Raw genomic sequence first — 12,846 nt, forward strand, 5'->3', positions numbered from 1 at the left:
TCAGGGCGGAGCCGGTTTTTTTCATGTCTGCTGCCGGGACCGTTGAGCGGCGAACCTTCCGTCCAAGCCGTTGATTCAATAAATCCTTCTGCCTTTGCGTCAAATTCCGCAGGCAACCCGCACCGCCGTGTAACCGGCGCAGGACTTCATGATGTTCTTGAAAGGCCGGGCCGCCGCCCCCACGTCTTTGTCTGTTGAAATCCGAAAGGGGATGACGATGACTGGGAACACTGTGTTGAGGCCTGGCTGGAACGGAGCAAGCATCGCGCTGATGGTGCTGGGCTTCGTGTTGTTCTGGCCGCTCGGACTGGCAATGCTTGCCTATATTCTTTGGGGTGACCGCTTTCAGACACTGTTTCAGGACGCGCGTGACCAGTGGAACAGAAGCCCGGTCAAGAGCGCGCTGAACACCATGAACACGGGAAGCTTTGGCCGGACCGGCAATGTGGCCTTTGACGACTACCGGGAGCGCGAGCTGAAGCGCCTGGAAGAAGAGCGTGCCAAGCTCGATGCCATGCGCGCTGAATTCGATACTTTCCTGCGCGAACTGCGCCGGGCCAAGGATCAGGAAGAATTCGACCGCTTCATGTCCGCCCGTGGCCGCAGCTCCGGCGCCTCTGGCCCTGCCTGACCGGCCGGTCCGGTATGGCACACCACGCGGGAAGCGGCGCACCTTGCGCCGCTTTCGCCGTTTATACCAAGACGGAACGAGTGAGCCTCAATGCCTTGGTACCGGCTGTCATCGGGTTTGACGCGCAGCGGCAAGACCGGCTTCCAGTGCCCACGGTCCTGGTGATGGCTGACGCCTCGGCTACGGATCCCCGCCTGCGCGGGGATGACAAGGTGAGGGTGGACGCGCTGCAAGCCGCTCCCCCAGCCTGTAAAACCGGATACCCTCTGATACGTTCGAATCACCTCCCGCGGCGCCTTGCTGCGGGCCTTGCAGGGAAGCGGAATGTTCTCACGGCTGCGGCGGCCTGTTTTTCCGGACCACATCGTGCTGCCGCTGAGCGGCGGCGAGATTGCCGTGCGCCTGCGGCCTGATCCGCGCGCGCGGCGCTATCTGCTGCGCCTGCCGCATGACCAGTCCGGCCCGGTGCTGACCATCCCAAAGGGCGGTTCGCTCTCCACCGCCCAGCGCTTTGCCGAAAAACACGCAAGCTGGCTGGAAGAGAAACTGGCTGCCCTGCCGAAGACAACACCCTTTGCCGCCGGATCGGTTGTCCCCGTCCGGGGCGTCCTGCACCGGATCGAGCCATCCGGCCGCCTGCGCGGGCTGGTGACGGCGGGGCTTGATACAGAAGGTCATGCGGTGCTCAGCGTGCCCGGCGCTGCCGAACATACGGGCCGCAAGGTGGCCGACTGGCTGAAGCGGCAGGCACGGGCCGATATCGAAGCAGCCGTGGCCCGCCACACGGCCACGCTGGGGGTGAAGGCCACGGCCATTTCCCTGCGCGACACCCGCAGCCGCTGGGGCTCCTGCGCTTCCAACGGACGCCTGTCCTTCTCCTGGCGGCTGATCCTCGCTCCGCCGGAGATCCTCGATTATGTCGCGGCCCATGAGGTGGCGCATCTGCGGGAAATGAACCACTCGGACCGGTTTTGGGCGCTGTGCCGCCAGCTTGCCCCGCACACGCCCAAGGCCCGCCAGTGGCTGAAGGACGAGGGCGGCAAGCTGCATCTCTTCGGCTGATCAGCCGCCGAACAGCCTTCCGATGAAGCCCAGCGGCCCGCCTTCCGTGGGCGGCGGCGGTATGACCCGGCCATCGGCCCCCACATCCGCCGGGGGAATGGGGGCATTGTCGGTGGGTACGGGACCGTAATTCTGCGGCAGCTGTTCGGCAACACCCGGAAGCCCCGCCACGGGCAGACCGGCATGCGCCTTGTCCATCGCCGCCTTCCAGATCTCCGCCGGCAGCGAGCCGCCCGTTGCCTTCTTCGTCGGGCTGTTGTCGTCATTGCCGAGCCACACGGTGGCCGTCAGGTTGCCGGTGTAGCCGATGAACCAGGCATCGCGGAAATCCTGGCTGGTGCCCGTTTTGCCGCCTGCCGGGCGCTGATCGGCCAGCATCGCCTTCTTGCCCGTGCCGGTGACCAGCGTCTGCGCCATCATGTGGTTCATCTGGGCAAGGCGCAGGCCGTCGATCACCTTGCCCATTCCATCCCCCTGCCGGGCATAGAGCGTGCGGCCCTCCACCGTGCGGATGCGGCGGATCACATGCGGCACAACCCCGTAGCCGCCATTGGAGAAGGGCACGTAAGCCGCCGTGATCTCCAGCGGCGTCACCTCCGATGTGCCCAGCGCCAGCGAAGGATTGGCCGCCAGCTGCGAGCGGATGCCCAGCTTCTGCGCCACCTTCACCACCTTTGCCGGACCGGTCTCCACCGCCAGCCGCGCTGCCACCGTGTTGAGGGACATGGCCAGCGCTTCGGTCAGCGTGACATCGCCGTAATACTGTTTGGTGTAGTTCTGCGGCCGCCAGCCCTTGAGGGAGAAAGGTTCATCCCGGCGGATCGTGTCCGGCGTCATGCCGCTTTCCAGTGCCGCCAGATAGACGAAGGGCTTGAAGGCGGAGCCGGGCTGGCGGCGGGCGTTGGTGGCGCGGTTGAACTGGCTCTTCTGGTAATCCCGGCCGCCGACCATGGCCCGTACGGCCCCTGCCGTGTCCATGATGACGACGGCACCCTGAGAGACCCCCAGTTCCCGTCCGTGGGCATTCAGCGCCGTCACCAGTGCTGCTTCTGCAGCCTGCTGCATCACCGGATCAATGGTGGTGTCGACGATGATGTCGCTGTCGATGGATCCGGCAAACTGCGGCAGCAGGTCCATCACCCAGTCCGCCACATAATTGGCGCTGGCGGTGTTCCTGTCGCTGACCACATGTGCGGGCTCGCTCATGGCGGTCCGGGCGGCCGCTGCATCAATGAACCCGGCATCGCGCATGGCAGCCAGAACCACCTTGGAGCGTTCAAAAGCCAGTTCGGGATTGCGCGTGGGGGCATAGCGGCTGGGCGCCTTCAGCAGGCCCGCCAGAACAGCGGCTTCCTGCAGGGTGACCAGCCGCGCCGACTTGCCGAAATAGCGCCGCGCGGCTGCATCCACCCCATAGGCGCCAGCGCCCAGATAGACGCGGTTGAGATACATCTCCAGGATCTCGTCCTTGGAGTATTTGGCTTCCAGCCACAGCGCCAGCACCACTTCCTGCACCTTGCGCTTCAAGGTGCGGTCAGGCTCGAGGAACAAGTTCTTCGCCAGCTGCTGGGTCAGCGTCGAGCCGCCCTGCATCAGATTGCCGGAGGTGAAATTGACGGTGAAGGCGCGAACCAGACCGATCGGGTCCAGCCCGAAGTGGTCTTCGAACCGCCGGTCCTCGATGGCAATCACCGCCTGCGGCAGATAGGCGGGAAGCTGCTCCAGCCGCACGGCCTCGCCGCCCGTGTCGCCCCGGTTGGCCAGAAGCTCCCCTGTAGTGGCGACGATCTTCACGTTGGGCGGGCGGGCCGGAACCTTCCATTCGGAGGTGGGCGGCAGATGGGCCGCGTAATAGACGACCACACCGGTGGCGGCGATACCGCCCCAGATGGACAGGACGAAGCCCCAGTAGAACAGCTTGCGGATCAGCCAGAACAGCGGATTGGACGAACGGGCACGGCTGCGCCGGGATTTCTTTTTGCCCTTGCCGCCTGCCTTCGTGGTGCGCTTGTGGCGGGGGGCAGGAGCATCATCGGCATCATTGGCACGCGGCCGCCGGGGCCGCCTGGCCGGGCGTTCTGCCGAAAGGTCACCGGTTCCCGGGCGCACATCGTAAAGATCGCCGCTGGCAGGGCCAAACGCCGGTTCAATCCGATTGCTGCCAGCCGGTCGGCGTGCCATGAGCCTCTCGTCACTCTGCGGGCCTGCGCGGGGAGCACAGGCAGTCTGCATCAAACTAGAGCGGCCGGTTTAAGGCGGCGTTAAGCCTTGGGCGCCGGGCAAGGCGTGGAGGCGGAGCCCCGCAAACAAAAACCGCCGCCCCGGAGAGGCAGCGGTCCTTTGGCGTTGGCTGCGGATCGTTCGCCAGCTCAGCTAGAGTAGCGCGAGGCGTCCGCTCCGTAATAATTCACGTAACGCTCGTTCAGCTGCGTCACCGGCATGACGATGAGAACGTCCGTGGTGCCGAACTGATAGTCGACCACGGCCCCGTCACCGATATAGGCGCCGAGGCGCAGGTAGCCCTTCACCAGCGGCGGCAGCTCGCGCAAGGTGGCCTTGTCGTTGAGCTCATCACGGGCAACCCGGTTCATCTCGACATAGCGCTCCGGCACGGCGCGCACACGCCAGGGCTCCGGCGCACGGGCATGATGGTGCAGGAAGGACAGCTGACTGGCGATCCGGTCCGGATCCGTGCCCTCGATGGAGGCGCAGCCGATCATCACGTCGATGCGGTGACGGATCACATAGGCCCAGATGCCGTGCCACAGCAGCTCGACCGTGCGCTTGTTGCGGTAGGGCTTGAGCACGCAGGAGCGGCCCAGTTCCAGGAAGCGCAGACCCGGATTGGCGTCGACCAGCGGCTGGATGTCATATTCGCTGGCCGTATAGAAGCCGCCGTTTGCCTCGGCCACATCCTGTCGCAGCAGGCGGTAGGTGCCGACGATCTGCGGCTGCAGGCGGCCCAGCTTGTTGCGCTTCATCGAGGCATGATCGACGACCAGCAGGTGATCGCAGATGGCGTCAAAGGCATCCATGTCGCGGCGGGCGGCGAGGGTCTGCGCATCGGCGATGGCGGACATTTCCTCGTAGAAGACGTGATAGCGCAGGCGCTGCGCCTTCTTCACTTCACGCGCGGTGCGGGCGAGGCGCACCTCCAGCGAGCCCACGCGGCCAAGGGAAACATCACCGGCAGGACCTGCTTCACCGTGCAAGGGCTTTGCAAAGCCGGGAAAGAAACGCGCTGAAATACCCTGCTCACCCATCATGGGCACGAACTTCTGCACGAGCTTGCGCGGAGAAAATAGACCTGGCCGCATCATCGAGATTCGGTCCCCTATCTGCCTCGGTTGTTTCCCACCGGGGGCCCTGCGAAACCGGTGCCGCAGGCCTCGTTTGTCCTGTCAGGTTGCTGCGCCGTTGCAGTGATTCTCATCCCCTTAACCGGCGAAACCCTGATCTTGCCGTAGACCATAGTTTTCCAACACTAGCATGACAACGGCCAGCGTTCACAATATTTCGTGACGGTAACAATCCGGGAGCGGCACTATGTCCGGGAGGGCAAATTTTCCAATGCCTCTTCAACGGCTTCGCGGGAAAGCGGTTTTGTGAGGAAACCGGCAACACCGCTCGCCCTTGCCCGGTCGCGGGCAGCCGGCATCACATCCGCCGTGACGATCAGAACCGGCACATGCGGGCGCCCGCGGGCGGTTTCGATCTCGCGAATCTGGGCCATGGCATCCAGCCCGTCGAGCCCCGGCATGTGCAGGTCCATCAGGATGGCATCGAAATTCTGCTCGCTGGCCGCGCGCCAGGCCTCCAGACCGTCGGCCACCACCGTCACCTCATGGCCAAGCTTGCGCAGCAGCGCTTCGCCCAGAAGCCGGTTGATATCATTGTCCTCCGCCAGCAGCAGCCGCAGCGGCCGGGCCGGGGCAAGCCGGTGCGGCGCACCGGGAATGCGCTCGGGCGGCAGATCCACGGCCGCTTCCCAGGCAAGCGTTTCGCCGCCTTCGCCCATGAGGCTGGCAATGATGCGCCGGAGCGTGCGCCCGCGCACCGGCCGCACCAGATAGGCGGAGAACCCTGCCTCGCGCAGCCGGTCCAGCCGGTCCCGCTCCTGCGGGGTCACGAGAACAATGGCCGGCGCCAAACAGCCCGCTGCCCGGGCCGTGGCCAGCCAGCCCGCGCCATCGGCCACCGCGCCATGTTCCAGCAGCACGAGATCCGCATGGGGCAGGGCATCGGCCAGCATGCCGTCTCCCGGCTGCACCAGCTGCACCCTGGCGCCATGGGTGGTGAACTGCAGCGCCAGCGCCTCCCCCTCGATCACACCCTGTGACACGATCACAACACGGCGGCCTGTCAGGCATTCAAGACCGGCATCACCGCCAGCATCGGGCGCTTCGGGCAGCGGCAGGCAGATGCGGAAGACAGCACCCTTGCCCTCCTCGGCCAGTGCTTCCACCGTGCCCTCCATCAGCCCCACGAGGCGGCGGACGATGGCAAGGCCAAGCCCCGTGCCGCCATAGCGGCGGGCAGGGCCGTGGTCCACCTGCTCGAACTCGCCGAACAGCCGTTCGGCATCGGCTGCCGAAAAACCAATGCCGGTGTCGCGCACTTCCAGCGTCAACAGGCTGCCACTGCCCTGCGGCGTGATGGCAAGGCTGATGAGGACGCCGCCCTCTTCGGTGAACTTGATGCCGTTGCCAGCCAGATTGAACAGGATCTGCCGCAGCCGGTTGGCATCAGCCGTGACGATACGGGGGATCGCCGGGTCGGCGGTGAAGCCGATCTCCAGCCCCTTGGCATGGGCACGTGGTGCGAGCAATTCCACCACGTGTTCAGCTAGGCTTTCGAGGTCCACCGGTCCCGGCTGGATCGTCAGTTTCCCGGCTTCGGCGCGGGAGAAGTCCAGCAGCTCGTCGATCAGCAGCAGCAGCGTTTCGCCGGAGGTTTCCAGCGCCCGCACATAGGCTCTCTGCTCATGGGTGAGATGCGTATCCGACAGGAGAGCCGCCATGCCCAGAATGCCGTTGAGCGGCGTGCGCACCTCGTGGCTGACCGTCGCCAGAAAGCGGGACTTGGCCTCGCTGGCACTTTCCGCATTCTGGCGGGCAGCCAGAAGCTCCTCTTCCATCTTGCGCCGCGCGGTGACGTCACGCAGCACGGTCTGCAGCACCGGTGTTCCACGCGGCCCTTCCCGCACGGTCACGTCGATGCGGGAAAACCAGCGCGGGCCTTCGCGGGTGTCGAGCAGGATATCACCAAAAACGCCGGTGGCTTCGGCGCTGAGCAGGTCCTGCGGCGTATCCGCCAGCGGCAGCTCCAGCTTTTCGCCGGGGCGCGGACTCTGCTCCGGCCAGAACAGGCTTCCAGCCGCCGGATTGGCGTAGATGACGTTCTCTTCCATGTCGCGGCGGATGACCACATCGCCCAGCGCATGGAGAATGCTGGCATGGCGCTCGTCGGATTCGCGCAGCTCCCAGGCGGCATCTTCCAGCTCTTCGATGCGCTGGTTCAGCCGGTGGGTCTCCACCGCCGCTGTGCCGAGTGCCGTCTGCAGGCGGTGGCGGTCGTCATGAATGACACAGGCAATGGCAAGCCCGCCTGCGGCAAAACCGAGAACCAGCGCAAGAAGCCGTTCGTAAGGCCCGCCGCCGAGCAGCAGAAGGGCAGCAATCAGCGCCAGAACGCCAATAGCTGCGGCCAGTGTGAGAACCCGTTCGTGACCGAACCGGCGCCCGGCGCGGGTCAGGGCGCCGAGTTCGTCCGGCGCGGATCCGGGCTGACCGGCCTTGCCCTTCGGCGGACAATTTGCGTCTTTCGGACTTTGCGGGCGCTTCTGTCCCTCCGGGCGCTCGGGGCCGTCCGGCTGTTGTGCCTTCAGGCCCGTTTCCGCTTCAGCCTTGCTGCCCTTTCCGTCTGCCGATTGCGGTCGCATGCCCTGTCCCCAGCGGCCTGCGCGGCAGGCCTGATCCTGATGAAGGCCCGACAAGGTTCTGCGGGCACAGCCGGAAGCAAGCTTGCAGTCCAATCCCTTGAAAAAGCCTTTCGAATTTTAGGCTTTTCATCTTCCCCGATCAGTCTTCCTTTCAAGCCCCCTGTCAGCCTCCCATGCCGGTGATCCCGGCTTCCCAGCCGAGGATGGCGCGTTTGCGCGTCAGGCCCCAGTGATAGCCGCAAAGACCGCCGGTGCGCCCCAGCACCCGGTGGCAGGGCACAACGAAGGAGATCGGGTTGCGGCCCACAGCAGAGCCCACCGCTCTTGCGGCGCTGGGCTTGCCGAGGCTGCGGGCAATATCGGAATAGGTGGTCGCCTTGCCCATGGGGATCTTCAGCAGGGTGCGCCAGACGCGGATTTCGAAATCGCTGCCGATGAAGATGACCTTGAGCGGCGTGTCCTCAGACCAGCTGGCCGGATCAAACACCCGCGCCGCATAGGGCGCTGTTGCCACGCCGTCCTCCGCGAAGACGGCCGCAGGCCAGCGGCTGGACATGTCAGCAAAGGCGGAGGCTTCCTCGCCCTCATCGGCGAAGGCGAGCCCGGCAAGGCCCCGGTCGGTTGCCATGATCAGCACCTGGCCGAAGGGGCAGGGGTGAAAGCCGTAGCGGATGGTGAGGCCGGCGCCACGGTTGCGGTAGTCGCCCGGTGTCATCGCCTCGTGGGTGACGAACAGGTCATGCAGCCGCCCCGGCCCGGACAGCCCCACCTCATAGGAGGTCTCCAGAATGCTGGCTGCATCGCGCAGAAGCTCGCGGGCATGATCCAGCGTGATCGCCTGCAGGAACTGCTTGGGCGTCAGCCCGGCCCAGCGCGAGAACACCCGCTGCAGCTGGATCGGCTGCAGCCCGGCCTCACGGGCAAGGTCTTCCAGTGCCGGCTGGTCGCGCCAGGTATCGGAAATGCGCTCCAGCGTCTGGCGGACGATGGCATAGTCCCGCGCGGCAGCTTCCCCCGTTTCGGGAACGGCGGCCGCCTCGCGTCCGGCAAGGTTCAGGTCGAAAAGCTGGGTCATGGCAACGGCAGGTCCGGTGATTGTCAGATCCTGACCCTAACCCCGGCCCTGCTGCTGCGCCACCCGATAAGCGAGCCCTCAGCCCGCCTTGCGGAAACGGGCCGTGCGCGTGTCGGCCACATAGAGCTTTGCCCGCTCGCCCGCTTCGGCCGCCAGTTCCGCGACCGACTGGTGGATGAAACGGGCGGTTTCATCGCTCATCAGATAGCTGAAGTTGAGCCGCGTCCAGCCGGGCTTCTCGATCTCGTCCCCCGCCTGGATCGAGGCGCGCAGGCTTTCCGAGCGCGCCTGAGAGATGCCCAGCAGCCGGTGCGCATAAGGCCCGGCGCAGGCGCAGCCGCCACGGGCCTGGATGCCGTGAAAATCGGACAGCATGCGGGTGAAAAGCTGCGGATGCACCTGTGCACCCTGCCGGTCCAGCACCTGAAAGGCAAAGATGGGCAGACGGTCCCGCTGATCCGCCGCCAGAATGCGCAAGGCAGGATGCCCGTCCCAGGCCGCGAAAGCCATCCGGGCCAGCTCCTTGTCACGGGCGAGGATGAAGTCGCAGCCCACCGCATCCTTCACCGCAAAGGCGAGGCCGGCGCGGATATCGCCCAGCACATTCGGCGTGCCTGCTTCTTCACGCGCGGCCAGAGAGGCGGAATAGTCATGGCCCCAGGGCGAGACGAAAGACACCGTGCCGCCGCCCGGCCATGTGGGCTTATTTGCGCGCACCGCCGCATTGCGGATGATCAGGACACCGGACGCCCCCGGCCCGCCGGGAAATTTGTGCGGCGACACCACCACCGCATCCTTGGCGCAGTCCGCCTCTGGCGCCATGGTGATGGGCAGGTAGGGGCCGCCGCCCGCATAGTCCCAGAGGGCGAGCGCGCCATTGCGCTTCAACAGGCGCGTCACCGCATCCACATCCGTCAGAATGCCCGTCACATTGGAGGCGGCAGAGAAAGCGCCCAGCACCAGCGGCCGGTCCCTGAGGCGCAGAAGTTCCGCCTCCAGCACCTCCATGTCCGGCCCACCCTGCGGCGCTTCGGGAATCTCGATCACGTCCGCGCCGCTCTCGCGCCAGGGCAGAATGTTGGAATGATGCTCATAGGGGCCGATGAGAACCGCCGGGCGGCCAACTTCCTGCCCTGCCCCGCCAAAGCCCAACAGGTTGAGCGCCCGGTTGATGCCGGCCGTGGCGCCGGAGCCAGTGAAAATCACCGTGTAGTTTTCATCCGCACCGGTGCAGCGGGCGATTTCTGCCCGCGCTTCACGGCGCAGCGTGGTCATCCGTGCCCCGCAATAGGAGGCCTCCGTGTGGCTGTTGGCATAATACGGCAGAACCTCGGCGAGGATGAACTCCTCCACCTGCCGCAGCGCCCGGCCCGAGGCAGTGTAATCCGCATAGGTGATCCTGCGCGGCCCGAAAGCGCCCTCGATCTCCGCCCCCTCGCCGATCAGCCCGGCGCTGAGCGCCTCGACGGTGCAGGAGGTGCGCAGGCTGCTCTGGAAGGCTTCAAGGCTCATCGGCATGGGATGGTTCCAATGGAAAAAGACTGATGCATCGAAAATTATGCGATCAGCCTTGAGATATGTTCCCACATTTCACATCATCGCGCCCCATAGCCATGAATCTGTTCGAAAAAGGCGCATGATGATTGATCAGTTCAACAAGGCCATCCTGAAGGCGCTGCAGGAGGATGGCAGCCTGACCCAGCGCGAATTGTCGGAGAAGGTCCATCTGTCGCCCAACGCCTGCTGGAACCGCATTCAGGCGTTGAAGAAGGACGGCGTGATCACCGGCCAGACGGTGCAGCTCGACCGCACACGCCTTGGCCTTGATCTGGTGGTCTTCGTGATGATCCGCACCCGCCACCATTCGGCGGAATGGCTGGATATTTTCCGGCGCCACGTGGTGCAGATCCCGGAAGTCATCGACTTCTTCCGCATCGGCGGCGACTATGACTACATGCTGAAAGTCGTCACCTGCGACATGGCCAGCTACGACGCCGTCTACCGCCGCCTGATCTCCGGCGTCGAACTCGACAGCGTCACCTCCTACTTCGCCATGGAAGCCATCGAAGAGCAACGCCCCCTGCCGGTGCGGGAGACGAAGGAGCGGTGAAGGCAGGCAGTCTCTGGTGTAAACGTCAGAGGCTGACGCTCTCAAGCCAGACCTGGAACATCAGAACGCTCCAGAGCTGGTGCGACCAGTCCCGGCGCCCCGAGAGATGCTCCCGCCATGTCCGGCGGACAATCCCTGCGTCGAGATAGCCTTCGCTCTCAAGCCGCTCCTCTTTCAGCAGGGCCTCGGCCCAGTCCCGCAAGGGGCCACGCAGCCAGTTGTCCACCGGAACGGCAAAGCCCATCTTGGGCCGTTCCACCAGGGCCGGCGGCACGTGCCGGTCAAGAACGCGCCGCAGCAGCCATTTGCCTTCGCCATTGCGGATCTTGCGGTGGAGCGGCTGGCGCCAGGCAAATTCCACCACTTCATGATCCAGCAGCGGCACCCGCGTTTCCAGCGAGTTCGCCATGGCAGCGCGGTCCACCTTGGCCAGAATGTCATCGGGCAGATAACCGGTCTGGTCGAAGAGCATCATCTGTTCAGGCAGGCTGCCGCCGCCCGCCTGCAAGCCTCCGGCGGAGGTGAGCGCTGGTTCAGTGCCGCCCCTGACCAGAGCCTGCGGCTCCTGCCAGCGGGAGATAAGCCGCCGGTAGAGATCTTCCGGGTTCCGCGCTCCGGCAAGGCCCGCGAGCTTGTGAATCTTTGCGCCCGGAGCGGATTGCCGCAGCCCCCGTGGCAGCAGGGGGGAGGCAAGGGAGAAGAGCCTGTCCCAGCCATGCGGCGGCACCCCCTGCAGCGCCGCTCCACCTGCCGCCCGCAGCCCGGCCGGCATGCCGCCAAGCCTGCGCCAGAGGCTGACGCCCCAGGTGTAGCGGTTATAGCCGCCGAAAAGCTCGTCTCCCGCATCACCCGACAGGCTGACCGTCACGCGGCGGCGGGCCAGCGCCGAGACCAGAAACACCGGGATCTGAGATACATCGGCGAAGGGCTCGTCATAGATCTGCGGCAGGCGCGGGATCACCTCCATCGCCTCGCGGGCATTGACATAAAGCTCAGTGTGATCGCAGCCCAGATGCTGCGCCACGGCCTTCGCATGCACGGCCTCATCATATCCGGCTTCATGAAAGCCGATGGTGAAGGTCTTCACGGGCCGGGTGGAGTGGGCCTGCATCAGGGCGGTGATGGTGGTGGAATCGATGCCGCCGGAGAGGAAAGCACCCAGGGGCACATCGGCCACCATCTGCCTGGCAACCGCCTGAGACAAAAGCCGCTCGAGCGTCGCGATGGCCTCCTCATCGCTCATGCCGCTGTCCTGCGGCTGGGCTGCGGCGGCCTGCGCGCTCCAGTAGGTCTCCGCCTGCGGCGGTGTGCCGGGTGCTGCGTCCTGCGCCAGCACCGCGAATGTGCCCGGCATCAGCTTGAAGATGCCCTGATGGATCGTGTGGGGCGCAGGCACATAGCCGAGCCGCATGAACTGCGTCAGCGCGTTCCGGTCTACCGGCGCCTGAAAGTCCTGATGGGCCCTAAGAGCCTTGAGCTCCGAGCCGAAGAGAAAGCTACGGCCCTGCCAGCCGTAATAAAGCGGCTTTTCGCCCAGCCGGTCGCGGCCCAGAGTCAGCATCCGGGCCTGCCGGTCCCAGAGGGCAAAGGCGAACATGCCGGTAGACTGTTCCAGTGCCGCACGTACACCCCAGGCAGCGAGGGCCGCGAGAAGGGTCTCCGTATCTGAATGCCCGCGCCATTGCGGTGCCGTGCCTGCACGGTCCAGGCTCTCGCGCAGATCCTGATGATTGTAGATCTCGCCATTGAAAACGATGACGAAGCGGCCGCAGGCGGAGAACATCGGCTGATGCCCGGCAGCCGACAAATCGATGATGGACAGGCGCGCCTGCGCCAGAGCGATGCCGTCATCCGACCAGACACCATTGTCATCCGGGCCGCGATGGCGCAGGCAGCCGATCATGGACTGGGCGGCCGCCCGGGAGGCATCGCCTCCCGCTGTCAAGTTCATCAGTCCCGCAATGCCGCACATGCCTGTGATCCATCCTGCCACTTTCTGCTTTTCCTACAACGGCTGCGGCCTTTGT

Annotated in this window: 9 protein-coding genes; 3 read left to right on the forward strand and 6 right to left on the reverse strand. The window is 65.4% G+C overall.

Annotation, left to right across the window (positions count from 1 at the left end):
• Positions 1-217: 217 nt before the first annotated feature.
• Together ASC48_RS04595 and ASC48_RS04600 are read left to right on the forward strand one after the other, a co-directional pair.
• Complete coding sequence (locus ASC48_RS04595; protein WP_055454839.1) at positions 218-631, forward strand: DUF2852 domain-containing protein; 414 nt, start codon at positions 218-220, stop codon at positions 629-631.
• 324 nt (positions 632-955) lie between these two features.
• Positions 956-1,693, forward strand: a complete 738-nt coding sequence (locus tag ASC48_RS04600; RefSeq protein WP_055454607.1) for a M48 family metallopeptidase — start codon at positions 956-958, stop codon at positions 1,691-1,693.
• Here the strand turns inward: ASC48_RS04600 and ASC48_RS04605 are convergent, their stop codons facing one another.
• The 5 genes from ASC48_RS04605 to ASC48_RS04625 all read right to left on the reverse strand — a co-directional run bounded on the left by ASC48_RS04605 (position 1,694) and on the right by ASC48_RS04625 (position 10,227).
• Positions 1,694-3,874 carry a transglycosylase domain-containing protein gene (locus ASC48_RS04605; RefSeq protein ID WP_055454608.1) on the reverse strand — a complete coding sequence of 727 codons (2,181 nt, stop codon included), beginning with the start codon at positions 3,872-3,874 and terminating at the stop codon, positions 1,694-1,696.
• Positions 3,875-4,062: 188 nt separating this feature from the next.
• Positions 4,063-5,013, reverse strand: a complete 951-nt coding sequence (olsB, locus tag ASC48_RS04610) for a l-ornithine N(alpha)-acyltransferase (RefSeq protein WP_082439981.1) — start codon at positions 5,011-5,013, stop codon at positions 4,063-4,065.
• A gap of 224 nt (positions 5,014-5,237) precedes the next feature.
• Entirely contained in the window at positions 5,238-7,634 is a 2,397-nt protein-coding gene (locus ASC48_RS04615) for a PAS domain-containing hybrid sensor histidine kinase/response regulator (RefSeq protein ID WP_208975531.1), read from the reverse strand.
• Between the two features lie 163 nt (positions 7,635-7,797).
• Complete coding sequence (locus ASC48_RS04620) at positions 7,798-8,709, reverse strand: methylated-DNA--[protein]-cysteine S-methyltransferase (RefSeq protein ID WP_055454610.1); 912 nt, start codon at positions 8,707-8,709, stop codon at positions 7,798-7,800.
• Positions 8,710-8,787: 78 nt separating this feature from the next.
• On the reverse strand, positions 8,788-10,227 hold the full coding sequence (locus ASC48_RS04625) for an aminotransferase class V-fold PLP-dependent enzyme (protein ID WP_244270002.1): 1,440 nt from the start codon (positions 10,225-10,227) through the stop codon (positions 8,788-8,790).
• Between the two features lie 118 nt (positions 10,228-10,345).
• Here ASC48_RS04625 and ASC48_RS04630 point away from each other — a divergent pair, with 118 nt between their 5' ends.
• Complete coding sequence (locus ASC48_RS04630) at positions 10,346-10,819, forward strand: Lrp/AsnC family transcriptional regulator (protein WP_055454612.1); 474 nt, start codon at positions 10,346-10,348, stop codon at positions 10,817-10,819.
• A 25-nt stretch (positions 10,820-10,844) separates the two neighbouring features.
• Here the strand turns inward: ASC48_RS04630 and asnB are convergent, their stop codons facing one another.
• Entirely contained in the window at positions 10,845-12,791 is a 1,947-nt protein-coding gene (gene asnB, locus ASC48_RS04635; protein WP_055454613.1) for an asparagine synthase (glutamine-hydrolyzing), read from the reverse strand.
• Positions 12,792-12,846: the final 55 nt, after the last annotated feature.

Source organism: Pannonibacter indicus, assembly GCF_001418225.1.
GTDB lineage: Bacteria > Pseudomonadota > Alphaproteobacteria > Rhizobiales > Stappiaceae > Pannonibacter > Pannonibacter indicus.